The organism is Massilia sp. 9I, assembly GCF_902506415.1.
GTDB lineage: Bacteria > Pseudomonadota > Gammaproteobacteria > Burkholderiales > Burkholderiaceae_D > Telluria.
Genome location: NZ_LR733275.1, coordinates 4,973,877 through 4,997,034, shown reverse-complemented (window position 1 = coordinate 4,997,034; position 23,158 = coordinate 4,973,877). Strand labels below are relative to the sequence as shown.

Sequence of the window (23,158 nt, the reverse complement as noted above, 5' to 3'; positions counted from 1 at the left end):
CTAAAACTGGACTGCCTGATTGCAAAAATGTCAAAACTTCACGTGCTGCGCAAGGGCAGCGGGGAGAAATGGTTTTACCGTGCGCGCGCCGGTTTCCGCCATGGGCGACAGCAGCGCGTTCCTCCAGAAATCCTGTTGCGGAATGGAAGTCATCCCACTCAATATGACGGCGGCCAGCACGATTACAATGCCACGCGCCAATCCAAATAATCCACCCAGGCCGCGGTCCGCAAGGCTCAGCCCGGTGGCGGTGATCAGGGCCCCGATCGCCAGCGACAGCAGGCCCATCAGGATACGCACGCCCAGGAACAGCAGCACGAAGGCCATGATCAGGCGCGTGCTCTCGCCGGGCAGTAGTTCCGGCAGCATCGGCGCCAGCTTGGCGCCATAGGCATTCGCCACCACGAAGGCCACGACCCAGCCCAGCAGCGACAGGATCTCCTTCACCAGCCCGCGCAGGGTGGAAATGATGACGGACGATATCAGTACAAACAAGACCAGGTAATCGAAAATCGTCACGCCGCGGTAGTCCTGATCAGAGCGGCACCATGGTGCCGGACAGGCCCATGCTGATGAGTTTCAAGCGGATCTTCTCGCCCTCTTCCTTGCTGTACGGGCCCACGCGCACGCGGATCAGTTCACCGGACTTCTCGGTGAACGAGGACACGCCGGCCGCGCGCAGGCGGCCCTGCAGTTCGTTGACCTTTTCCTGGGTGGCCAGCGCGGCCACCTGCACCACGTACTTTTGCGCCGGGCCGGCCGCCTTCACGGCCGGCTTGTCTTCGAGGATGGCCATGGCGCGCGCGGCGTCGTCCGGGCGCGGCTTGGCGTCGACCGGCTTGACGGCCGGCTTCTCGAGCTTCTTCGGCTCGAGCTCGGCGACCTTCGGATGGGTTTCCGGTTTCGGTTCGCGCTTCGGTTCCGGCTTGACGGCCTCGATCTTCGGCTCGGGCTTGGGCGCCGTCGTGTCGAGGGTGCGCATGGGCGGCGGATCAGCCGGCGGGGTCGCGCTGCGCACGGCCGGCGGCGGCGCCACGGCGGCGGACGCGGGCGTCGGCGCATCGGTCGGCTCGACGATCTCTTCGTCGCTGTCGACGGTGGCCGCAGCCGGCACCGGCAGCGGCGCGGCCTTGTCCTTGGACGGGATGTTGATGGCGATGTCGGAGCCGAGCGGCTTCGGCTCGGAATCGAGCAGCATCGGCAGGCCGACCGCCGCCGCAAGCGCCAGCGCGATCGCGCCTACCAGGCGGCGGCGCGCACGCTTTTTCTCGGGGAGGATCGGATCCGCGCCGGCGCGTCCGCGGCCGCGGGTCGCGCCTTCGCCGGCGTGGGAGGCGCGCTTGGAGCGGGCCTGCTGCCCATAGGCGGCATCGTCGTCCTTGACGAAGTGGCCGCTGTCACGGACAGTGTCTTGCTTGTTTTTGCTACCGAACGAGAACAAGCCCATGCGATTTCATCGAGTCAGTGAAGAGAGTTTTTTCGGGCCGCCATCACACCGGCGACCGTGTAGAACGAGCCAAAGACCACAATTCTATCATTCTCCCCTGCCCGGCTCACGGCGTTTGCATAGGCCTCGGCTGGAGTGGCGAAAGCGGTGACCGAAAAATCGTCCGGTTTCGCGCCCGCGGGCTTGAGCGTCGCGAGCTTTTCCGCCAGCTGTTCCGGCTGTGCGGAACGGGGCGACGGCAGCGCGGTGACGCACCAGTGGTCGACGATGCCCTTCAGCGGCGCGATCACGGCCTCGATGTCCTTGTCCTCCATGATGCCGAACACCGCGTAGGTGAAGCGGTGGAAGCCCATGTTGCCGAGGTTGTGCGCGAGTGCCGCCGCGGCATGCGGATTATGGGCCACGTCCAGCACCTGGGTCGGACGGCCCGGCAGCACCTGGAAGCGTCCTGGCAGCTCGACCATCGCCAGGCCCGCGCGCACTTCCTGCGCGCCGCAGGGCAGCTGCATGCGCAGCACTTCCAGCGCGGCCAGCGCGGCGGAGGCATTGAGCAGCTGGTTGGCGCCGCGCAGGGCCGGATAGGCCAGCGCATTGCGGCGCTGTCCGCGCCCGCCATAGCTCCACTGCTGCTGGTCGCCCTGGTAGTTGAAGTCGCGGCCGAGCAGCCACAGGTCGGCGCCGATGCTTTCCGCGTGCTGGATCAAGGATTGCGGCGGCACCGGGTCGCTGCAGATCGCGGGCTTACCTGGTCGGAAGATGCCGGCCTTCTCGAAGCCGATCTTCTCGCGCGTGTCGCCCAGGTAGTCGGTGTGGTCGATGTCGACGCTGGTGACGATCGCCACATCGGCGTCCACCACGTTGACCGCGTCGAGGCGTCCACCGAGGCCGACCTCGAGGATCGCGACGTCGACACCGGCCTGCGATATCAGGTGCATGATCGCCAGCGTGGTGAACTCGAAATAGGTCAGCGAGACGTCGCCACGCACGCTTTCCACCGCATCGAAGGCGGCGACCAGCGCTTCATCGGAGGCCATTTCGCCGTTGATGCGGGCGCGCTCGTTGAAGTCGAGGAAGTGCGGCTTGATGTACAGGCCTACGCGGTAGCCGGACTGCAGCAGCACGGCTTCCAGCATGGCGCAGGTCGAGCCCTTGCCATTGGTGCCGGCTACCATGATCACAGGGCAGCCGAAGGCCAGCTGCAGTCGTTCCTTGACGGCGCGGACGCGGTCCAGGCCCATGTCGATGTGGGTTTCGGCATGGCGTGACTCGAGCAGCGCCAGCCAGTCGGGCAAGGTGGTCGGGAGAGTAGGCATTGATTGGAGCGGTGAGAGCGTGCCGGACAGCACGGGTGCGGACGCCCTTGGCATCCGCACCGTATGAGAATCAGGCCAGCGCGTCGGCGGCCTGGTTTTGCAGCAGCGCCAGCAGGCGGGCGATTTCTTCGCGCATCTTGCGGCGGTCGACGATCATGTCGACGGCGCCCTTCTGCACCAGGAACTCGGCGCGCTGGAAGCCTTCCGGCAGCTTCTCGCGCACGGTGTTCTCGATCACGCGCGGGCCGGCGAAGCCGATCAGGGCTTTCGGTTCGGCGATGACGACGTCGCCCATGAAGGCGAAGGACGCCGAGACGCCGCCCATGGTCGGATCGGTCAGCACGCTGATGAACGGCAGCTTCTTTTCCGACAGCTTGGTCAGCATGGCGGTGGTCTTCGCCATCTGCAACAGCGACAGCAGGCCTTCCTGCATGCGGGCGCCGCCGGTGGCGGTGATGCAGATGAAAGGCACCTTCTGCTCCAGCGCCACCTGGGCGCCGCGCACAAAGCGTTCGCCGACGACCGAGCCCATGGAGCCGCCCATGAATTCGAATTCGAAGCAGGCGACGACGACCGGCAGGCTCATGATCGAGCCGCCCTGCACGATGAGGGCATCGGTTTCGCCGGTGGCATCCATGGCCTGCTTGAGGCGGTCCGGATACTTCTTGCTGTCCTTGAACTTCAGGGTATCGACCGGCAGGGTTTCCTGGCCGATGTCATAGCGGCCGCCTTCGTCGAGCAGCGCATCGAGGCGCTCGCGGGCGCGGATGCGCATGTGATGGTCGCACTTCGGGCAAACATGCTGGTTCGATTCCAGGTCGGCGCGGTACAGGACCGACTCGCACGACGGGCACTTGACCCAGAGGCCTTCCGGCATGGTCTTGCTTTTGGCGGCATCGGAGCGCTGGATCCGTGGGGGCAGCAGTTTTTCTAGCCAACTCATCTTTTCTCCTTTGCGGCAATCTTCGAGGTGGCGGTAGTGTAGCCGCAAGCGCCCCGCTTGTCGAATGATGTCGCCCTGCCAATTAGCATTCCGACATCATTGGGGTCAGAGTCGAATTGTTGAGCAATTCCCCAGAATTTCCTGCAATTCGACTCTGACCCTCATTGCTTTCAGGTACCCGTACCACCCAGCAATTAGGGTCAGAGTCGAATTATCGGGAAACTTTTGGATGTTTCCGAATAATTCGACTCTGACCCTAATTTGGAAGCAACTACCTGGCAAGCTGCGGATGAGACTTCAGGATTTGCTGATGGTGTCAGGGATTTCTTTAATGCTGTATTCCATGCCACCTACGCGACCGGCGACGACGTTATACAGCCACGCGACCAGACCGGTACACAGGAAGGTGAGAACCCCATAGATGAGCGGCGCGATCACCACAGCAATGACGATGACCCCGACACTTCCCTGAAACGCGCCGAACAGCGCGCCGATCACCAGAAAGGGGAGAGATATCAACACATAGAGAGCTGCCAGGACCTTGGCTGTCTGCCCAACCGACACGTTCACAATTTGAATTTTCATCGCGTGATCCAAAAAATTGTTGATCGGAAATACCGTCACCAATCTACTGCGATGTTGGGCGAAGTAAGAGGCGCTTGAGCAAGCAAACTGCTGCGCAAAGGCAATAAATGTTCGTAATGTGACCGCTATCCCCTTATTAGGAATCCAACAAAGAAATATTGTCAAACAATTCGACTCTGACCCTCATTGTCGGGGTGACTGATCAATTGTTCGGAAATTAGGGTCAGAGTCGAATTACAGGAAACTTTTGAAAGTTGCCCGGTAATTCAACTCTGACCCCAATGTTCAGGCGTCGAGGGCCGTGCGGATGGTGGTGGTAAAAGTGCGGACGGCGTCGACGGCCTGCTCTTTCGGCACCGATTCCAGCTCCTGGATGATGCGGCTGCCGATCACGACTGCGTCAGCCACTTCGGCCACGGCGCGCGCGGTGGCGCCGTCGCGGATGCCGAAACCGACGCCGATCGGGAGCTTCACGTGTTCGCGAATTGCCGCCACGCGCCGCGCCACGTCGGCCGTGTCGATGCTGCCAGCGCCCGTTACGCCTTTCAGCGAAACGTAGTAGCTGAAGCCGCTGCCGTACTGGGCCACCTGCTGCACCCGCTTGGTGGTCGAGGTCGGGGCCAGCAGGAAGATCAGGTCGAGGTCGTTCGCACGCATGGCCTCGGCGAATGCCGCGCACTCTTCCGGCGGGTAGTCGACCACGATCGCGCCGTCGGCGCCCGCTTCCTTCGCGCAGCGAATGAAGTTGTCGGGGCCGATGCGTTCGATCGGGTTGGCGTAGCCCATCAGGACCACCGGGGTCGTGCTATTCGTCTTGCGGAATTCGCGCACGAAGTTGAAGACGTCCTGCAGGCCGATGTTGAACTTGAGCGCGCGTTCGCAGGCGCGCTGGATCACCGGGCCTTCGGCCATCGGGTCGGAAAACGGGACACCCAGTTCCAGGACGTCGGCGCCGCCCTCCACCAGGGCGTGCATCAGGGGCACCGTCAGTTCGGGGCCGGGGTCGCCGGCCGTGATGAAGGTGACGAGGCCGGTCTTGTTTTGCGCCTTGAGGGCGGCAAAGGTCGAAGCGATACGGGACATGCTGTTCTTTCTGTTCAAAAGGTTCACGGAGGATCGACAGGGAGGGGTCAGCTGAAATCCAGCCCCATCCTCTGCGCCACCGTGTGCATGTCCTTGTCGCCGCGCCCCGACAGGTTGACCAGGATGAGCTGGTCCTTTGGCAGCGAGGGCGCCAGCTTCACCGCGTAGGCGATCGCGTGCGATGACTCGAGCGCCGGGATGATCCCTTCGATGCGGCAGCAGTCGTGGAAGGCGCGCAGCGCTTCCTCGTCCGTGATCGTCACGTATTCGGCGCGCTTGATGTCCTTCAGCCAGGCGTGCTCCGGACCCACGCCCGGATAATCCAGGCCGGCCGAGACCGAGTGGGTCTCGATGATCTGGCCGTTCTCATCCTGCAGCAGGTAGGTGCGGTTGCCGTGCAGGACGCCCGGATAGCCGGCCGTCAGCGAGGCCGCATGCTTGCCCGTCTCCAGGCCCTCGCCCGCCGGCTCGACGCCGACCAGCTTCACGCCCGGCTCGTCGATGTAGGGGTAGAAGATGCCCATCGCATTCGAGCCGCCCCCGACGCAGGCAACGACGTAGTCGGGCTGGCGGCCGGTCATGGCTGGCATCTGCACGCGGCATTCCTCGCCGATCACCGACTGGAAGTCGCGCACCATCATCGGGTAGGGGTGCGGGCCCGCCACCGTGCCGATGATGTAGAAGGTGTTTTCGATGTTGGTGACCCAGTCGCGCATCGCTTCGTTGAGCGCATCCTTCAGGGTCTTGGAGCCCGACTCCACCGGCACCACGGTCGCGCCCAGCAGTTTCATGCGGTAGACGTTCTGCGCCTGGCGCTTGACGTCTTCGCTGCCCATGTAGACCACGCACTCCAGGCCAAAGCGCGCGCAGATGGTGGCAGTGGCCACGCCGTGCTGGCCGGCGCCGGTTTCGGCGATGATGCGCTTCTTGCCCATGCGGCGCGCCAGCAGGGCCTGGCCGATCACGTTGTTGATCTTGTGCGCGCCGGTGTGGTTCAGGTCTTCGCGCTTGAAGAAGATCTGGGCGCCACCGGCCTGCTCCGACCAGCGCCGCGCGTGGTACACGGGCGAAGGACGGCCGACGAAGTGGGCCAGCTCGTAGCGGAATTCTTCGAGGAATTCGGGATCGTGCGAATAGCGCGCGTAGGCTTCGTTCAGCTCGGCCAGCGCGTGCGACAGGGTCTCGGCGACGAAGCTGCCGCCATAGGCGCCGAAGTGCCCGGTCTGGTCGGGCAGCTGGTAGTCAGGGGTCTTGAACAGCGGGGTGTTCCCGCTAGGACGATCTTTCATGTTGGGTCTCACTCGAAATGATGGCGTCGGCGTCCCGCACGGCCGTGATGAAATCGGCAATCTTGCGGGCATCCTTGATGCCCTTCTGCGCTTCGACGCCACTGCTGACGTCGACCGCGAAGGGACGAACACGTACGGTCGCGTCAGTCGCGTTTTGTACGTTCAAGCCACCACTCAAAACGACCCGAGGCGCGAGCTCTTTTGGGACAAGAGACCAATCGAAGACCTTTCCTGCGCCGCCGTAGGCGTCCACCCAGGTGTCGAGCAGGAGGCCCGAGAACCAGGGACTGGCGGTGCGGTATATACGCTCGTATTCTAGCAGCTCGCCCGGGCTTGTGTCCGGCCTGACGCGGAAAGCCCGCACGAACGGCCGCTGCACCGCGGCCGCCAGTTCGGCGCACTGCTCAGCCGTTTCATCGCCATGGAACTGGATCAGCGACAGCGGCGCCTGCGCGGCCACGGCCCGTACCTCGTCCACCGTCGCGTTGACGAACAGCGCCACCGCGCTGACATAAGGCGGCAGTACGGAACACAGGCGTCCTGCCTGCTCGGGCGTGACGTAGCGCGGGCTCTTCGGGTAGAACACGAAACCCAGCGCGTCGGCGCCGGCATGGACGGCCGCGCGCAAGTCTTCCTCTCGCGTGATGCCGCAGATTTTGATACGGGTGCGTTGCATGCGATCTTCCAAGGTGGCTCAGAGCCAGGGCAATGGATGCGCAGGCTCCTGGGGCAATCCCCACTTGGGATCGTAATCGATTTTGGCCAGGTACAGGCCGTCCGGCATGAAAGTGGGCGCGGCCACGTCGCGCGAACGGCTCTCCAGCACTTCCTTCATCCAGCCGGGTTCGTTGCGGCCCGTGCCCACATAGATGAGCGAACCAACGATGTTGCGCACCATGTGATGCAGAAAAGCGCTGGCGCGCACCGTGAAAACGATGACGTCGCCGTAGCGCTGGATGCTCACCTCGTGCATCTGCTTGATGGGCGAATTGGCCTGGCAGCCCGAGGCCCGGAACGCCGAGAAATCGTGCTCGCCGATCAGGTACTGCCCCGCTTCCACCATGCGCTCGACGTCGAGCGGACGGAAGGTCCACCCGGCCCGCCCGGACAGCAGGGCCGACGGATTCGGGTGGTTGTAGAGCACGTAATGGTAGGTGCGCGAGCGCGCCGAGAAGCGCGCGTGGAACTCGTTGCCGTCCGCATCGGGCTGCACCTCATGGGCCCATCGCACCACGATCGAATCGGGCAGGAAGGCGTTCACGCCGCGCACCCAGCTCTGCATGGCGCGGTCGAGCTCCGTGTCGAAGTGGACCACCTGCTCGATGCCGTGCACGCCGGCGTCGGTACGGCCGGCGCAGGTCGTGCCCAGGAAGGTGCAGGCGAACTTCTCGAGCGCGATCTCGAGCCGGTCCTGGACGGTATTACGCGACGGCTGTTTCTGGTAGCCGTCCCAGGCGGTGCCTACATACTGGACACCAAGTGCAATGCGCCTCACGCCAGCAGGGAGCGCATGGCGCTGGCCTTGCTCACCTGTTCGCTGCTGCCACCTTTGATGACTTCATCGAGCAGCTCGCGCGCGCCTTCCTTGTCGCCGATTTCCTGGTAGGCGATCGCGAGATCGAGCTTGGTTTCCATTTCCATGTGCTCCGGCGACAGCGCGGCCGGCTCGAGCGCTTCGCCCGGCACCGGCAGGTCGGCGTCAAGCGCGGCCGGCCGATCGAGCGACGGCAGGTCGAGGTCAATGTCGCTCAGGTCGAACGACGGCTCGACCGGCACGCCCGGGGTCGGCGCGGCTTCCTCGGCCGCGGCGACCGCCGGCACTTCCGGCAGCGCGAACGGGTCGTCCTCGGTGGCCGGCGCCAAGTCGAAATCGAGCGGCTCGTCCACCGGCGCCGGCGCGGCAGCAGCTGCCGGCGGCGCATCGAATTCGAAGGGCTCGACCGGCGGTTGGCTCAGGGTCGGTGCGGATGCGGGCGCCGGCTCGGCCGGGCTGCCGAAGTCCATGGTGTCGAGATCGAACAGCGGATCGTCGGCGGCCGCGCTGCCAGACGGCGCCGGGGCGCCGAGGATGGCAGGCACTTCTTCGTGGAACGGGGTCGCCTCGGCCACGACAGCGGGCGCCACCGGGGTCGGCGGCAGGCCGAAGTCCATGGCGTCGAGGTCGAACAGGGGATCCTTCTCGGCGGCGGCCGGCGTATTCAGCGCAGGCACCTCGTCTTCGGTGACGGCAGGCAGCGGCGGCAGGTCGAATTCGGCGGCCAGGCTGGCCATGTCGACGTCGTGGTCCGCGACTGCAGGGGCAGCAGCCACCGGCGCCGCAGTCGGCTCGCCGAAGCTCATGTCGAAGGCCAGGTCGAAGGGTTCTTCGCTGGCGGGCGCAGGCGCCGCGGTGACGTCGGCCGGCGGCGAGGTGATGGAATCACCGAGCGGGTCGAGCGCGAAGTCGAGGTCCGGCACTGCAGTCTCGTCCTGGGCCGCGTCCGCGTCGGGACCGGCCATGGCGATCGCTTCGTTATTGGTGACCGGCTCGAAGCTCAGGCCGCCAAGGTCGAAGTCGAGCGAATTGTCGTCGGTACGCTGCTCGGCCACCTCGGCGACGGCCGGCACGGCGGTCGCATCCCGGTCCAGGTCATGATCCATCGCGGCGTAGGCAGCGCCCGCCGCCAGGCCGGCGCCGGCGGCTGCCGGGGCGCCCGCGCGGAAGGCATCCTCGAGCTGCTGCGACAGCAGCGACTGCTGGTCGCGCTCCTGCGGGCTCGGGGTCGATGCGACGGGTGCGGCGCCGCTGGCGCTGGCGTACAGCGGATTGGTTGGGTCGATGCTCAGGCCAAGCGCTGCGGCCTGGGCCCACTCCTCGCCCTGGCCACGGGTCAGGCCGTGCATCTCGCTGGCCTGGATCTCGAAGGCGCGCAGGTCCTTGCGCGCGGCGTAGATCTCGAGCAGCTTGAGGCGCACCGCATGGCGTTCCGGATGGGTGCGCAGGGCTTCCTTCAGGATCTCTTCGGCCTGGGCATCGCGGCCGTAGGCAATGTAGACGTCGGCTTCGGCGACCGGATCGACTTCATTGGTGTCGAGCTGCGAGGCCGACGGCGCGAAGCTGGAATTGAACACGCTGTTGCTGGTGTCGACGCTCTGGCCGCCCGCTTCCGCGAACAGCGAGTGCGCGGCCGTCGAGGGCACGCCCAGCACCGACGGTTCAGCGACGATAGTCTTGGCATCGTCCTTTTTCTTCTTGCGGCGCGAGACGCCCAGCGCGGCCAGCAGCAGGATGGCGACGCCGCCGGCGACGTAGTTGATGTTGTCCATCAGCGTGTCGGCAAAGCTCTTCTCTTCCGGCTTGGCCTTCTTCGGCGGCTTGGCCTTGGCCTTGTCGGCCTTCACGGCCTTGTCGGTTTTGGCCAGCGTCGCGGTCGACGGGTCGGTCGTCTTCTCGGCCGCCTTGGTCGCGGCCGCACCGGCGGCGGCGCCGGCAGCGGCGCTCTGCGCTTCGCTGCCCGGACGGTTCTTCACCGTCATGATCTGTTCCAGCTCGTTAACGTTGCGCTCGAGTTCCTTGACGCGTTCCTGCGCCTGCGCCAGTTCACGTTCGCGCGCGATCGCGTCTTCGGTGCTGGCGGCGCTACCCTGGGCGCCGTTGGCGGCCTGGGTCGCCTTCGAGAGGCGCAGCTGGTCCTGCGATTCCTTGGCCGCGGTCGGGCGTTCCTCGACCTTGGCGGTGATCTTGCCGGCCGCGCTCTGGCCGGCCTGCGGCGTGCGCTGCGGCGCGGCGTTCGCCACCTGCCCTGCCAGCTTGTTGCGGTAGGCGTTGAAATCGGCCGCGTGCGCGACCACAATGCCGCGCGCTTCGGCGTCGCCGGTGCCGCGCAGGCCGCCGGAATCGGGCACCGACAGGATCTGGCCCGACTTCAGGCGGTTCATGTTATTGCCGATGAAGGCGTCCGGATTGGCGCGGTACAGCGCCACCAGCATCATGTCGAGCGAGATGTCAGCCGGCTTGAGCTTGGCCGCGATCTTGCCGAGCGTGTCGCCCTGGCGTACGCGATAGCTGGACGGCGTTTCAGTCGATGCGGCCGCCGGGGCCGGGGCCGCTGCGCGCGGCGGCGGCGTCTCGCGACGCGGCTGTTCCTGCGGCGCGGGCGCCGGCTGCTGGGGCACCTGCGCGCTCGGCGCCTGTGCAGCCGGACGCTGCGCCGCTGGTGCGGCCGGACGGGTTTCCGCGGCCACCTGGGCCGGCTGGGTCGTGCGCAGTTCGGCCGGGTCGAGCAGGAAGGTGTACTCGCGCACCAGGCGGCCGTTATTCCACGACAGCTCGAGCAGCATGTCGACGAAAGGCTCGTTCAGCGGCTGGGTCGAGCTCACGCGGATGAACTGGCGGCCGGCGCGCTGCTCGACATTGAAGCGCAGCGACAAGAGGGCCGGGTTGAATTCGATGTTGGCCGCGCGGAAGGCTTCCGGCGATGCCAGTTTCACTGCCAGGCTGGATGCATCTTCGCCCGCCGTCGTCGTCAGTTCGATCTCGGCGCGCAGTGGCTGGCCGAGTGCAGACAGCACCGTCAATCTCCCAAGGCCGGCAGCGGAGGCGGCGGACGACAGGAGCACGGCGCTGGCAACGGCCGCGGTGACTGTTTTCAGCGCAAATGCCATGAGCGGAGGACGGTGTTGAAAATGCATAGTAGGAGTCGGTTAGCCGGAAAGTTGGTCTGAGGAAAGACGATTTCCTGGGAGTCTCAACATATCATCATGCTCTGGAGCATGCAAGCTTCCTGCTCACATGGAAGGTGTAGCGGGGAAGGATGTGTGGCCAGAATGACCGATGCGAGGGGAAACTGATAGCGTTTGAATACAAGCGCTTAGCAATTTTACAGTGGTCGTGGCAAGGCTGCCAACATGGTTTGCGGGATGCGGAGCGAGCCGGCGCACAGGCCGGATCGCCCCGCTGGTGATTACTTGTCCAGCACGATGCGCAGCATGCGGCGCAGCGGCTCGGCGGCGCCCCACAGCAGCTGGTCGCCGACGGTGAAGGCCGACAGATAGTCCTCGCCCATCGACATCTTGCGCAGGCGTCCCACCGGGATGCCCAGGCCGCCGGTGACGGCAGCCGGCGACAGCTCGCGCATCGATGCTTCGCGGGTGTTCGGCACTACCTTCACCCACTGGTTGTGGGAGGCGATGATGTCGGTGATCTCGTCGAGCGGCACATCCTTGGTGAGCTTGATGGTCAGCGCCTGCGAATGGCAGCGCATCGCGCCGATGCGCACGCACAGGCCGTCCACCGGAATCGCTTTGGTACCGGCAAAACCTTCGCCGCGGCCGAGGATCTTGTTGGTCTCGGCGCCGGCCTTCCACTCTTCCTTCGACTGGCCATTGCCCAGGTCCTTGTCGATCCACGGAATCAGGTTGCCGGCCAGCGGCACGCCGAACTGCTTGGTTTCTTCCGCACTCAGGCCGTGCTGGGTCGCCAGTACCGTGCGGTCGATTTCCAGGATGGCCGAAGCCGGGTCGTCCAGCAGCGCCTTGACCGAGCCGTTGATGGTGCCGAACTGGGTAAGCAGTTCGCGCATGTGCTGGGCGCCGCCGCCGGAAGCCGCCTGGTAGGTCATGGAGGTCATCCATTCGACCAGGCCCTGTTCGAACAGGCCGCCCAGGCCGATCAGCATGCACGACACGGTGCAGTTACCGCCGATGTAGTTCTTCACGCCGCGCGACATGGCGTTCTTGATCACGTCCTTGTTGACCGGATCGAGCACGATGACGGCGTCGTCGTTCATGCGCAGGGTCGAGGCGGCGTCGATCCAGTAGCCGTTCCAGCCGCTGGCGCGCAGCTTCGGGAACACTTCAGTGGTGTAGTCGCCGCCCTGGCACGAAATGATGATCTCGCATTTCGACAGCTCGGCGATGTCGGTTGCGCTCTTCAGCGTGGTTTCGTTCTTCGCCATCTTCGGCGCAGCACCGCCCGGATTCGAAGTGGTGAAGAACACCGGCTCGATATGGTCGAAATCGCCCTCTTCCTGCATACGCTGCATCAGGACCGAGCCCACCATGCCGCGCCAGCCAACCAGGCCAACTAATTTCATCATCATCCCTCAGGTATAAAAATCTGTGTTGAAAAACGCTTAACGCATCAAGCCAGCGCTGCGACGACAGCGTCGCCCATTTCTTTTGTACCGACCTTGGTACTGCCGGCTTCGAAGATGTCCGGGGTACGCAGTCCCTGCGCCAGCACGCGCTTGACCGCGTTCTCGATGCGGTCGGCCTGCTCCGTACGGCCGAAGCTGAAGCGCAGCATCATGGCGGCCGACAGGATGGTCGCCAGCGGATTGGCCACGCCCTTGCCGGCGATGTCCGGCGCCGAACCGTGCGATGGTTCGTACAGGCCCTTGTTGTTCGCGTCCAGCGAGGCCGAAGGCAGCATGCCGATCGAACCCGTCAGCATCGCGGCGGCATCCGACAGGATGTCGCCGAACATGTTACCGGTGACGATCACATCGAACTTCTTCGGCGCCCGCACCAGCTGCATGGCCGCGTTATCGACGTACATGTGCTCGAGCTCGACGTCCTGGTACTCCTGGTGGACCTCGGTGACGATGTCGCGCCAGAACTGGAAAGTCTCCAGCACATTGGCCTTGTCAACGCTGGTCACGCGGCGGTCGCGCTTGCGCGCGGCCTGGAAGGCCACGTGGGCGATGCGGCGGATCTCGCCTTCGGCATAGCGCATGGTGTCGAAGCCTTCGCGCTGGCCCGCGAACGGCCCGTCGGGGCATTCGCGCACGCCGCGCGGCTTGCCGAAATAGATGTCGCCGGTGAGTTCGCGGATGATCAGGATGTCCAGGCCCGACACGACCTCGGGCTTGAGCGTGGAGGCGCCGGCGAGCTCCGGATACAGGATGGCCGGACGCAGGTTGGCGAACAGGCCGAGTTCCTTGCGCAGGCCGAGGATGGCCTGCTCCGGGCGCAGCGCGCGTTCCAGATTGTCGTACTGGTAGTCGCCGACCGCGCCGAACAGCACGGCGTCGGCTTCCTTAGCCAGCTTCAGGGTGCCTTCCGGCAGCGGGTGGCCGTGGGCTGCGTAGCCGGCGCCGCCGACGTGCGCCATCTCCACCTCGAAGGAGTCGCCCAGCGCGCTCAGGACCTTGACCGCTTCGTGGATGATTTCGGGACCGATGCCGTCACCCGGCAGGACTGCAATCTTCATGTGCTCTCTTTCAGATCGTGTTGGCCAGCCACGGCTGGGCAGCCAGGTGGCGCTGTTCAAAGGCGCGGATGTCGTCGGCATGCCGCAGGGTCAGGCCGATGTCGTCCAGCCCATTGAGCAGGCAGTATTTGCGGAAGTCGTCGATGGCGAACTCATACGAGAGGCTGCCGTCCTGCGCACCGATGCGCTGGTGTTCCAGGTCGACGACCAGCTTGAAGCCGGGATTCGCTTCCACCGCCGTGAACAGGCCATCCACCGCTTCTTCGCTCAGCACGATCGGCAGCAGGCCGCTCTTGTAGCAGTTGTTGAAGAAGATGTCGGCGAAGCTCGGCGCGACGATGGCGCGGAATCCATACTGCTGCAGGGCCCAGGGTGCGTGCTCGCGCGAGGAGCCGCAGCCGAAGTTCTTGCGCGCCAGCAGGATCGAGACGCCCGCATAGCGCGGCTGGTTCAGCACGAAGTCAGGATTGACCGGACGGCTGCTGCAATCCTGGCCCGGCTCGCCGTGGTCCAGGTAGCGCCACTCGTCGAATAGATTGGGGCCGAAGCCGGTGCGGCGGATCGATTTCAGGAACTGCTTCGGGATGATGGCATCGGTGTCGACGTTGGCGCGGTCGAGCGGCGCCACGAGGCCTTCGTGTACGGTGAATTTTTCCATGATCGTTCCGCCTTTCCTGTTTGCTTACTTGCCGCCGGCGCCGGTGATGACCTGGCCGACCTTCTGCACGTCCTTGCCGACGCCCGAGATGGTGTTGCAGCCGGTGAGCACGAGGGCGGTGAGGGCGAGTGCGATGACTTTCTTCATGATGTTCCTTGGGTAGTACCGGTTAAAAGCGTTGTTAATGTTCTAGAAGGCGCGCACGTCGACAAAGTGGCCGGCGATGCCTGCTGCCGCCGCCATGGCGGGCGACACCAGGTGAGTGCGGCCGCCCTGCCCCTGGCGTCCCTCGAAGTTGCGGTTCGAGGTCGAGGCGCAGCGCTCGCCCGGCTCGAGGCGGTCGGCGTTCATCGCCAGGCACATCGAGCAGCCGGGCTCGCGCCATTCGAAGCCGGCATCCTTGAAGATGCGATCGAGGCCTTCGCGCTCGGCCTGCTCCTTCACCAGGCCTGAGCCCGGCACTACCATCGCCAGCTTGACGCCGGGCGCACGCTGGCGGCCGCGCACCACATCGGCGGCGGCGCGCAGGTCTTCGATGCGCGAGTTGGTGCAGGAGCCGATGAAGACCTTGTCGATCCTGATCTGCTCGATCGGCGTGTTCGGCTGCAGGTCCATGTAGGCCAGCGCCTTCTCGATGGCGCCGCGGCGCACCGCGTCGCTTTCCTCGCGCGGGTCCGGCACGCGGCCGTCCACGGACGTAACCATCTCGGGCGAGGTGCCCCAGGTGACTTGCGGGCGGATCTCCGCTGCGTCGAGCTTGACCACGGTGTCGAAGCGCGCTCCTTCGTCGGAATGCAGGGTGCGCCAGTAGGCGACGGCCTGCTCCCACTGTTCGCCTTTCGGCGAGAACGGGCGGCCCTTCACGTAGTCGATGGTGGTGTCGTCCACCGCGACCATGCCGGCGCGTGCGCCCGCTTCGATCGCCATGTTACAGACGGTCATGCGGCCTTCCATCGACAGCGCGCGGATGGTCGAGCCGCCGAATTCGATGGCGTAGCCGGTGCCGCCGGCGGTGCCGATTTTGCCGATCACGGCCAGCACGATGTCCTTGGCGGTCACGCCAACCGGCAGTTCGCCCTCGACCTGCACCAGCATCGACTTCGACTTCTTGGCCAGCAGGGTTTGCGTCGCCAGCACGTGCTCGACCTCGGAGGTGCCGATGCCGTGCGCCAGGCAGCCGAAGGCGCCGTGGGTGCTGGTGTGCGAGTCGCCGCAGACCACGGTCATGCCGGGCAGCGTGGCGCCCTGCTCCGGCCCGATCACGTGGACGATGCCCTGGCGCTTGTCGTTCATGTCGAAATAGGTCAGGCCGAAGCTCTTCGCATTCGCATCCAGGGTCTCGACTTGCAGGCGCGAGGTGGGATCGGCAATGCCTTGGGCACGGTCGGTGGTCGGCACGTTGTGGTCGGCCACGGCCAGGTTGGCGGCGGTGCGCCATAGTCCGCGCCCTGCCTCGCGCAGGCCCTCGAAGGCTTGCGGGCTGGTGACTTCGTGCACCAGGTGGCGATCGATGTAAAGGACTGTGGTGCCATCGGCGTCGGCACGCACGACATGGGAATCCCAGAGTTTGTCGTAGAGCGTTTTTTGCATGGTCTATCCGGTGAACGCGGTACCCCATATGCGGGGACGGTTTTTGATTATGCCATAATTGTGCACTGCCGCACCAAGCCGGGGCAACGCATTTTTCTGCCAATGATCACTCGTCCGTGCAAATATTATTTGCATAGACAACTCACCATGCAAATAAAAAAAGCCTGAGCGGGCCAGCTCAGGCTTTTGTATGCGCTTTCGTCACAGAGCGGAACAAAGTCCGCTTTGCGCACTGCGGTAATTACTTATGCAGCCAGACGCACGTTGGAACGGCAGCCATCCATCAGGAAGGACAGGCCGACTACCAGCACCAGTTCGCCCTCGGCCGAACGCGCGGTACCGGTGATGCCTTCGACGGACAGCGCCGTCATCGGCTTGATCACCAGGTCGGCCGTGCCGTCCACCGCTTCCACCGCCAGGATATAAGGCTGCGGCGCGTTGATGACGATGCCGACGCGTTCCGAGCAGGCTTCGTAGCCCAGCGCCAGGGCCAGCGAACGCACCGGCAGCGGGCGTCCCTGGTCCTTCAGCACCGGGGCGCCGCCGACGCACTGGAACTCTTCCGGCAGCTCGACCACGCGCTCGACGACGGCCATCGGCAGCGCCAGCGAGGCGCTCGAAGTCGACACCAGCATGGTCGGGACGATCGACAGTTCGATCGGCAGGCGGATCGCGAAGCGCGTGCCCGCGCCCAGCTGCGACTCGATGCGGATCGCACCGCGGTTCTTCTCCACCGCCGTCTTGACCACGTCCATGCCCACGCCGCGGCCCGAGACCGAGGAAGCCACTTCCTTGGTCGAGAAGCCCGGCAGGAACACCAGCTGGTAGGCGTCGTCGTCGTTCGGGGCGCCGTTCTCGCCGATCAGGCCCTTGTCGATTGCCTTGCGGCGCAGCTTGACCGGGTCCATGCCCTTGCCGTCGTCCTGCAGCACGATCATGACGCTGTTCGCTTCCTGCCAGGCTTTCAGCAGGATGAAGGCCTTGGCCGGCTTGCCGGCGGCGACGCGCTCGTCCGGCGACTCGACGCCGTGGTCCAGCGCATTCCTCAGCATGTGCACCAGCGGGTCGTACAGGCTGTCCACCACGACGCGGTCGACTTCGGTCTCGGCGCCTTCGATGGTCAGTTCGACTTCCTTGCCCAGGTCCTTGGCCAGCTCGCGCACCAGGCGCGGGAACTTCTGGAACAGGCGGCCCACCGGCTGCATGCGGGTCGCCAGCGTGGCGCGCTGCAGTTCCGCCGAATAGCGCGAGGCGCGCTCCAGGGTCTCGGTCAGGGTCGACATCAGGGCCGCGGCAGGACCTTCGAACTTGAACTGCTGCAGGCGCTCGAGCAGCACGGCGGCCTGGTTGGCGGCCTGCACCGATTCGCCCGCCACTTCCAGCAATGCGTCCAGCTTCACCGCATCGATACGGATGCTTTCGTCCTTGGCCGGGGCCGCGGCGGCGCGCGCATCGGCGACCTTGTCGGCCTGGCGGCGGTCGACGCCGTCCCAGCCGCTTGGCTTGGCGGCCGGCGCGGCTTCGGCAGCGGCGGCTGCGACAGGCGCGGCGGCAGCGGCTGCAGGTGCGGCGCTCGCAGAGGCAGCGATCGCGGAGCCCGCAGGCACCACGGCGTTGTACATGCCGACCCAATCCAGGCCGTCGTCACCCACTGCCGGCGCGCTCGCTTCAGCAGCGGGAGCGGCGACGACCGGGGCAGCGGCGACAGGAGCCGGGGCGGCGGCGGGCGCCGGGGCGCTCGACGCGCCCTTGCCTTCGATCGCGTCCTTCAGGATGCGCTCGAGGTCTTCCGGCATCGGCGCCAGGCCTTCCGGCGGCGTGCCGTTGTTCAGGTCGTTCAGCTGGTCGGCCACGAAGCCGGAGGCCTGCAGCGCGGCTTCCACCGACAGCGGGGTCACCGGCGCGGCGCCCGTGCGCAGGGCGTCGAACAGGTTTTCGGTCAGGTGGCAGGCCGCGACCAGCGCGGGCAGGCCCATGAAGCCGGCGCCACCCTTGATCGTGTGGAAGGAGCGGAACACCGCATTGAGCGTTTCCTTGTTTTCCGGATCGCGTTCGAGGCGCAGCAAATGTTCTTCAACATTCACCGCAAGGTCCATCGCCTCGACGACGAAGTCCTTGAGCATATCGTCCATTAGAATCCCAGATCCGCGAGAAGGTCGTCAACGTTGTCCTGGTTCAGTGCCGTATCCGGCACCGACGGGCCCGACATCAGCGGCGCCGGCGGCGGCGGCGCTTCTTTCTTGGCCAGCTTTTCCTTCAGGTCGGCCGGGGCGCTGTCGCGCAGCAGCTGCGCCAGTTCCGTCTCGACGGTCTGGGTGATCTTGACCACTTTCTTGATCAGCTGGCCGGTGATGTCCTGGAAGTCCTGGGCCATCATGATCTCGAGCAGGCGCGCCTTTTCGGCTTCGGTCGCTTCGTTGACGCTGGCGGCGAACTGGCGCGAGTCGCCGGCCAGGGCCTTGAATTCGTCCAGGCTCAGCTTGCCCGAGAACAGGTCGGCCCAGCGGTTTTCCATGTCCTTGGCCTGCTTCGACAGCAGGTCCTGGGCCGGCATGCCGTCGTCCAGGGTGTTCAGCACCTTGTTGGCGGCCTGTTCGGTCAGGCTGGCGACGTATTCCAGGCGGTCCTGGGCGTCGACGATGGCCGAGGAGGCTTCGGTCAGGGCCTTGTCGTAGCCCAGCTCGCGCAGCGAGTCGTGCAGCAGGCGCACGATGCCGCCCAGGCGTTCGAACATGACATGTTCACCGTCGCCCGAGGTCTCGGCAGCGGCAGCCGGTGCGGCGGCAACCGGCGCGGCCACGACGGCTGCAGGTGCGCTGGAGGCTGACACCTGGTCGAACAGGGATTCCAGGTCGTCTTCATCTGCGGCGGCGGCCGGAGCCGCCTCTGGGGCCGGCGCCGGGGCGTCGGCGGGAGCGCTGGCGCGCTGCGCCGCCACTTCCTCGAATAATGCGTCGAAATCGTCAGCGGCGTCGGTCATAATCCCTGCTTCTCCATGGTATTTAAGTTCGCAATGAGCTCTGCGTCGGTGTTTAGTGCGACCATCCGGCCATGATGGCATGGGCCTGGGAGATGGTTCAAGTCTGCATGGGAGTGTAGCAGCGTGGTTGCCGTAGGTAAATCTCGGAGACGGAGACGCAACAAAATGGACAGCGAAACTTAATTCCGCGACAATGAAAACGCGTCGTTCCTGAATGTTTACACAAGGTAGGTGTTGTTTTTCGTATCGCGACCGCTGTTGGCGCCCTGTTGTTGATCCATAGAAATATGGGCCCGAAGTTTGATCGAGCTCAACAGTTTGCGTTCTTGCAATCGCCGCCACGTCCGGGACGCCCCAGAATGGCGTGGCCATCGGAGAGTCAACCATGTATCGGAAAATCCTGATCACCACCGACGGTTCGGCCGTGTCGCAACATACGGCATGCGCCGGCGTCAAATTCGCGCAACAGATGGGCGCCGAGGTGCTGGCGCTGTTCGTCGCGCCGGACTACCAGTATCCGGTGTACGTGGAAATCATTCCCCCCTCCTATCCCAGCGAAGAGGAGTACATTGCACAAATGCGGCGCATGGGCGAGGAATACATGGGCAAGATCATGCGCTCCTGTGCCGGCGCCGGCCTGCAGCACGCGTGCATGACGGCGTTTTCCGATACCGCGGCCCTGAAGATCGTCGACGTCGCCGAGCAGGAAGGCTGCGACCTGATCTTCATGGGTTCGCACGGCCGCAGCGGCTGGGGCCAGTTGCTGCTGGGCAGCGTGACCAACAAGGTGCTCTCGCACACGACCAAGCCGGTGCTGGTGCACCGCCTGATCAGCGAGCCGGCGCCTGCCTGACCCGGGCAGCCTCAAAAAGGATGGATGTATGATTCGCATCGTAATTGCCGACGACCACACGATCATGCGCGAGGGCCTCAAGCGCATCCTCGACGGTGCGCCGGATATCGAGATCGCCGGCGAAGCCACCAACGGCTTCGAAGTGCTGACCCAGGTGCGCCAGGGCGGCTTCGACCTGCTCCTGCTCGACCTGTCGATGCCGGGGCGCAGCGGGGTCGACCTGATCCGCCAGGTGCGCAGCGAAGCGCCCAAGCTGGCGATCCTGATCCTTACCATGCACGAAGAAGAGCAGTACGCGGTGCGCGCCATCCGCGCCGGGGCCCAGGGTTATCTCACCAAGGAGAGCGCGGGCACCCAGCTGGTGGGCGCGATCCGCAAGGTGGCCTCGGGACGGCCCTATATCAGTACCGAAGTGGCCGAGCAGCTGGCCCTGAACATCATGGCGCCGAACGAGCAACTGTTGCATAAGCAACTCTCGGACCGCGAGTTTGAGGTTTTTTCGCTACTCGTTGGTGGCAAGTCGATCACCGAAATCGCCAATGGCCTGCACTTGTCGGTCAAGACGGTCAGCACCCACAAGACCCGCATCATGCAGAAGATGGGCATGACCTCGCTGTCCGAAATGGTCCAGTACGCCGTCGCCCACCGCCTGTTGTCCCCGATGAAGGCGTAGGACAAAGACGAATTAGACACACCCGCGCCGGTTTTGTGCCGGCGCAGGGCTTAGCAAGGCACTTTCGCCTTCCCCCGCGCTTCTTTCCTCAGGCCACACTCGCTGGCTCCTCCCTCTGACGCCCACGGCGACAGTCAGAATATTCCTACAAGCTGATGATCCGTCCTACCTACATATTCAGCAGTCGCTGATATCCGTGCCGGACTCGTGTTGGCATACTGAATTCAGCGTTTCGACTTGCTTGCGATCCAAGTCCCAGCGTGAGCCAGCCTGCAGCGGGGCTTTGCCACCGCAGCGCCGCTAGGCCCCAACCATGAGCTCCGCCTGTGGTCGCCGACTGAAACCCTGAGTCTTTCACCTGGAGATGAGCATGCAGTCCCAGCCAACGTCAGAACAACGCAACATCACCCAGCCGACCCTGCATACCCCGATGGAAGCCGGCCGCCAGCGCCAGGGACGCCTCTGGTCCAACCTGAAGGAAGTCTGCGACCTGCTGCGCATTCCTGCCAGCGTCTCCGTGACCTCCGAAGAATTGCTGTTCCAGCATGTCCAGTTCAAGACCGGCCAGCGTGTCCACACCATTGGCCAGGCCTTCGACACCCTGTACATCGTCAACTCCGGCTTCCTGAAAACCGTGCTCATCGACGAGTTCGGCAACGAACAGGTGCTGAGCTTCCCGATGAAGGGCGACATGCTGGGCGTGGACGGCATCCACACTCGCCACTACGCCTCGGAAGCGGTGGCCCTGTCCGACTGCGACCTGATCCTGCTTCCCTTCAAGAAACTGACCGCCCTCGGCCGCGTCCACGCCGAGCTCGAAAACATGATGTACGGCGTCATGAGCCGCGAACTGGTGCGCGAACAGACCATGATCGGCATGCTCGGCGCCCTGTCCGCCGAGGCGCGCGTGGCCCGCTTCCTGGTCTCCCTGGCCGACCGCTTCGCCGCCATGGGCTACTCGAGCAAGCTGTTCAACCTGCGCATGACTCGCCACGAGATCGGCAGCTACCTCGGCCTCACGCTCGAAACGGTCAGCCGCACGCTGTCGGCCTTCAACGAGATCGGCCTGATCACCGTCGACCAGCGCACCATCGGCATCAAGGACGCCGAAGCGCTCAAGACCCTGCGCCGCCTGCCACCCTCGCGCTCGCGCACCAAGGGCGCCAAGCAGAAGGCCGAAAGCGAACAGCCGGGTGACGATCAGGTCCTGGCAACGGCCTGAGCCACACGCCAGAAACAACAAGGCCGGCTCCTTTGCGGGAACCGGCCTTCGCTTTTGTAGGGTGGGCAGGTTTCCTGCCCACGCGGTCACCGGTCGCCAGCACTGCCGCGACGAATCGGATTGTAGCTACCACCGCGTGGGCGGAAACCCGCCCACCCTACGAAAATCACTGGTCGCGCGACAGCACGCCGTTGTTCACCCGCACCCGGTCGCCCTGGCGGAAGCCCGGATCGTTGTCGAACTGCAGAGTCTGGGTCGCGCCGCTGTTCGCGTAGCGCACCACCACTTCATAGCGCTGCTCGCGGTTCATGTTGCGCTGGACGTTGCGGCCGGCGAGACCGCCCGCCACCGCGCCGGCCACCGTGGCCGCGGTACGGCCGCTGCCGCTGCCGACCTGGTTGCCCAGCAGGCCACCCACGACGGCCCCACCCGCGGCGCCCAGATAGTTGCCATTTCCCGACACTTCGATCACGTTGACGGCTTCCACCACAGCGCAGTTGGTGCAGTAGCGCGCCTGGCGCGGTTCGCTGCCCCTTCCGCCTGCCAGCAGCGGCCGGCCCAGCACCGAGGTGGTGTAGCGGCCGTTGGCGCGGATGGTCGCGGTCACGCGGCTGTCCGGTGCGATCCGATCCGAAGCGCGGATGGTATAGATGGCATCGTATTCGCCCGGACGCACTTCCGGCAGGAAGAATACGCCGCGCGCACCGGCCATCGAGACCTCGACCCGGCCGCCCGGCGTGCCGAACACGGTGAAGCGCAGTTCGTTACCGGGGCTCAGTTCCGGGCTGCCCTGTACTTCGAAGCGCTGGATCGCCGGCACATCGGCCAGCTGGCCACGGCGCTGGCCGCGCGCTGCGTTGTTCTGCAACAAGGACTCGCTTAGCAGGCTGGTCGCCACCTGGTTGCCCAGGCGCAGGTTCGCAGTCACGCCGCTCTCGGCCCGGATGCGGTCATGGGTACCGATAGTATAGGTGCCGGTGTACTGGCCGGGCTCGACCTCGGTGAGGTGCAGGTTGCGGGTGGCGCCGTCGATGCGCAGCGTCGCGGTGCCGCCCGGGCTGCCGTACAGGTCGAAATGCAGCTCGACGCCCGGCGTCAGGCGGCGCACTTCTTCGACGTTGAATCCGTTGATGGCCGGCGCGTAGGCGCGGCTGTTCTGGTATTGCTGGGCTTGGGCAACGGGGCCCATCAGGGCCGCACCGAACGTCATCACGGCGACGAACGCGGCTTGCAGCAGCTTACTGAATTGCATGGTTTCTCCTCCCTGGTCGATGGCGGTACGGGGTCTCCTCTATAGTCAGAAGGAATGTACGCTCCAGCACGACAAGGG

Annotated in this window: 21 protein-coding genes; 3 read left to right on the top strand and 18 right to left on the bottom strand. The window is 65.1% G+C overall.

Going from position 1 to position 23,158, the window contains the following annotated elements; translation table 11 throughout:
• Positions 1-30: 30 nt before the first annotated feature.
• From GV068_RS22300 to GV068_RS22220, 17 genes are all read right to left on the bottom strand, one after another.
• Complete coding sequence (locus GV068_RS22300) at positions 31-519, bottom strand: CvpA family protein (protein ID WP_159703122.1); 489 nt, start codon at positions 517-519, stop codon at positions 31-33.
• A 16-nt stretch (positions 520-535) separates the two neighbouring features.
• Positions 536-1,447 carry an SPOR domain-containing protein gene (locus GV068_RS22295; protein ID WP_159703119.1) on the bottom strand — a complete coding sequence of 304 codons (912 nt, stop codon included), beginning with the start codon at positions 1,445-1,447 and terminating at the stop codon, positions 536-538.
• Positions 1,448-1,461: 14 nt separating this feature from the next.
• Entirely contained in the window at positions 1,462-2,760 is a 1,299-nt protein-coding gene (gene folC / locus GV068_RS22290; RefSeq protein ID WP_159703116.1) for a bifunctional tetrahydrofolate synthase/dihydrofolate synthase, read from the bottom strand.
• A 70-nt stretch (positions 2,761-2,830) separates the two neighbouring features.
• Positions 2,831-3,703, bottom strand: coding sequence for an acetyl-CoA carboxylase, carboxyltransferase subunit beta (gene accD / locus GV068_RS22285; protein WP_159703113.1), 873 nt, complete (start codon positions 3,701-3,703; stop codon positions 2,831-2,833).
• 297 nt (positions 3,704-4,000) lie between these two features.
• Positions 4,001-4,288, bottom strand: coding sequence for a hypothetical protein (locus tag GV068_RS22280; RefSeq protein WP_159703110.1), 288 nt, complete (start codon positions 4,286-4,288; stop codon positions 4,001-4,003).
• A 285-nt stretch (positions 4,289-4,573) separates the two neighbouring features.
• Positions 4,574-5,371, bottom strand: coding sequence for a tryptophan synthase subunit alpha (gene trpA, locus GV068_RS22275; protein ID WP_159703107.1), 798 nt, complete (start codon positions 5,369-5,371; stop codon positions 4,574-4,576).
• A 47-nt stretch (positions 5,372-5,418) separates the two neighbouring features.
• Entirely contained in the window at positions 5,419-6,660 is a 1,242-nt protein-coding gene (trpB, locus tag GV068_RS22270) for a tryptophan synthase subunit beta (RefSeq protein WP_159703104.1), read from the bottom strand.
• On the bottom strand, positions 6,644-7,336 hold the full coding sequence (locus GV068_RS22265; RefSeq protein WP_159703101.1) for a phosphoribosylanthranilate isomerase: 693 nt from the start codon (positions 7,334-7,336) through the stop codon (positions 6,644-6,646). The genes trpB and GV068_RS22265 overlap by 17 nt, the downstream gene beginning before the upstream one ends.
• A gap of 18 nt (positions 7,337-7,354) precedes the next feature.
• Complete coding sequence (gene truA, locus GV068_RS22260) at positions 7,355-8,155, bottom strand: tRNA pseudouridine(38-40) synthase TruA (protein ID WP_159703098.1); 801 nt, start codon at positions 8,153-8,155, stop codon at positions 7,355-7,357.
• Positions 8,152-11,211: a FimV/HubP family polar landmark protein gene (locus GV068_RS22255; RefSeq protein WP_229464416.1), complete on the bottom strand. Its 3,060-nt coding sequence runs from the start codon at positions 11,209-11,211 to the stop codon at positions 8,152-8,154. Before GV068_RS22255 ends, truA begins: the two co-directional genes overlap by 4 nt.
• A gap of 392 nt (positions 11,212-11,603) precedes the next feature.
• Positions 11,604-12,734: an aspartate-semialdehyde dehydrogenase gene (asd, locus tag GV068_RS22250; protein WP_159705420.1), complete on the bottom strand. Its 1,131-nt coding sequence runs from the start codon at positions 12,732-12,734 to the stop codon at positions 11,604-11,606.
• Between the two features lie 47 nt (positions 12,735-12,781).
• Complete coding sequence (leuB, locus tag GV068_RS22245) at positions 12,782-13,852, bottom strand: 3-isopropylmalate dehydrogenase (protein ID WP_159703092.1); 1,071 nt, start codon at positions 13,850-13,852, stop codon at positions 12,782-12,784.
• A 10-nt stretch (positions 13,853-13,862) separates the two neighbouring features.
• Positions 13,863-14,510, bottom strand: a complete 648-nt coding sequence (gene leuD, locus GV068_RS22240) for a 3-isopropylmalate dehydratase small subunit (protein ID WP_159703089.1) — start codon at positions 14,508-14,510, stop codon at positions 13,863-13,865.
• 24 nt (positions 14,511-14,534) lie between these two features.
• On the bottom strand, positions 14,535-14,657 hold the full coding sequence (locus GV068_RS22235; RefSeq protein ID WP_159703086.1) for an entericidin A/B family lipoprotein: 123 nt from the start codon (positions 14,655-14,657) through the stop codon (positions 14,535-14,537).
• Positions 14,658-14,699: 42 nt separating this feature from the next.
• Positions 14,700-16,100, bottom strand: coding sequence for a 3-isopropylmalate dehydratase large subunit (gene leuC / locus GV068_RS22230; RefSeq protein ID WP_159703083.1), 1,401 nt, complete (start codon positions 16,098-16,100; stop codon positions 14,700-14,702).
• A gap of 245 nt (positions 16,101-16,345) precedes the next feature.
• Positions 16,346-18,232: a chemotaxis protein CheA gene (locus GV068_RS22225; RefSeq protein ID WP_159703080.1), complete on the bottom strand. Its 1,887-nt coding sequence runs from the start codon at positions 18,230-18,232 to the stop codon at positions 16,346-16,348.
• A complete protein-coding gene (locus GV068_RS22220; RefSeq protein WP_159703078.1) occupies positions 18,232-19,080 on the bottom strand; it encodes a protein phosphatase CheZ in 849 nt (282 codons plus the stop codon). The genes GV068_RS22225 and GV068_RS22220 overlap by 1 nt, the downstream gene beginning before the upstream one ends.
• 385 nt (positions 19,081-19,465) lie before the next feature.
• Here GV068_RS22220 and GV068_RS22215 point away from each other — a divergent pair, with 385 nt between their 5' ends.
• The 3 genes from GV068_RS22215 (at position 19,466) to GV068_RS22205 (ending at position 21,828) form a co-directional block, all read left to right on the top strand.
• Entirely contained in the window at positions 19,466-19,933 is a 468-nt protein-coding gene (locus GV068_RS22215) for a universal stress protein (RefSeq protein WP_159703075.1), read from the top strand.
• 28 nt (positions 19,934-19,961) lie between these two features.
• Positions 19,962-20,606, top strand: coding sequence for a response regulator transcription factor (locus tag GV068_RS22210; protein ID WP_159703072.1), 645 nt, complete (start codon positions 19,962-19,964; stop codon positions 20,604-20,606).
• A gap of 430 nt (positions 20,607-21,036) precedes the next feature.
• A complete protein-coding gene (locus tag GV068_RS22205; protein ID WP_159705418.1) occupies positions 21,037-21,828 on the top strand; it encodes a Crp/Fnr family transcriptional regulator in 792 nt (263 codons plus the stop codon).
• 166 nt (positions 21,829-21,994) lie between these two features.
• Here GV068_RS22205 and GV068_RS22200 read toward each other — a convergent pair whose 3' ends face one another.
• On the bottom strand, positions 21,995-23,080 hold the full coding sequence (locus GV068_RS22200) for a glycine zipper 2TM domain-containing protein (protein WP_159703069.1): 1,086 nt from the start codon (positions 23,078-23,080) through the stop codon (positions 21,995-21,997).
• Positions 23,081-23,158 lie beyond the last annotated feature (78 nt).

Excerpts from the sequence above, each read along its gene's own strand:
- GV068_RS22295 (WP_159703119.1), bottom strand. The coding sequence starts at position 1,447 with ATGGGCTTGTTCTCGTTCGGTAGCAAAAACAAGCAAGACACTGTCCGT.
- folC (WP_159703116.1), bottom strand. The coding sequence starts at position 2,760 with ATGCCTACTCTCCCGACCACCTTGCCCGACTGGCTGGCGCTGCTCGAG.
- accD (WP_159703113.1), bottom strand. The coding sequence starts at position 3,703 with ATGAGTTGGCTAGAAAAACTGCTGCCCCCACGGATCCAGCGCTCCGAT.
- GV068_RS22280 (WP_159703110.1), bottom strand. The coding sequence starts at position 4,288 with ATGAAAATTCAAATTGTGAACGTGTCGGTTGGGCAGACAGCCAAGGTC.
- trpA (WP_159703107.1), bottom strand. The coding sequence starts at position 5,371 with ATGTCCCGTATCGCTTCGACCTTTGCCGCCCTCAAGGCGCAAAACAAG.
- trpB (WP_159703104.1), bottom strand. The coding sequence starts at position 6,660 with ATGAAAGATCGTCCTAGCGGGAACACCCCGCTGTTCAAGACCCCTGAC.
- GV068_RS22265 (WP_159703101.1), bottom strand. The coding sequence starts at position 7,336 with ATGCAACGCACCCGTATCAAAATCTGCGGCATCACGCGAGAGGAAGAC.
- asd (WP_159705420.1), bottom strand. The coding sequence starts at position 12,734 with ATGAAATTAGTTGGCCTGGTTGGCTGGCGCGGCATGGTGGGCTCGGTC.
- leuB (WP_159703092.1), bottom strand. The coding sequence starts at position 13,852 with ATGAAGATTGCAGTCCTGCCGGGTGACGGCATCGGTCCCGAAATCATC.
- leuD (WP_159703089.1), bottom strand. The coding sequence starts at position 14,510 with ATGGAAAAATTCACCGTACACGAAGGCCTCGTGGCGCCGCTCGACCGC.
- GV068_RS22235 (WP_159703086.1), bottom strand. The coding sequence starts at position 14,657 with ATGAAGAAAGTCATCGCACTCGCCCTCACCGCCCTCGTGCTCACCGGC.
- leuC (WP_159703083.1), bottom strand. The coding sequence starts at position 16,100 with ATGCAAAAAACGCTCTACGACAAACTCTGGGATTCCCATGTCGTGCGT.
- GV068_RS22225 (WP_159703080.1), bottom strand. The coding sequence starts at position 18,232 with ATGGACGATATGCTCAAGGACTTCGTCGTCGAGGCGATGGACCTTGCG.
- GV068_RS22220 (WP_159703078.1), bottom strand. The coding sequence starts at position 19,080 with ATGACCGACGCCGCTGACGATTTCGACGCATTATTCGAGGAAGTGGCG.
- GV068_RS22215 (WP_159703075.1), top strand. The coding sequence starts at position 19,466 with ATGTATCGGAAAATCCTGATCACCACCGACGGTTCGGCCGTGTCGCAA.
- GV068_RS22210 (WP_159703072.1), top strand. The coding sequence starts at position 19,962 with ATGATTCGCATCGTAATTGCCGACGACCACACGATCATGCGCGAGGGC.
- GV068_RS22205 (WP_159705418.1), top strand. The coding sequence starts at position 21,037 with ATGGAAGCCGGCCGCCAGCGCCAGGGACGCCTCTGGTCCAACCTGAAG.
- GV068_RS22200 (WP_159703069.1), bottom strand. The coding sequence starts at position 23,080 with ATGCAATTCAGTAAGCTGCTGCAAGCCGCGTTCGTCGCCGTGATGACG.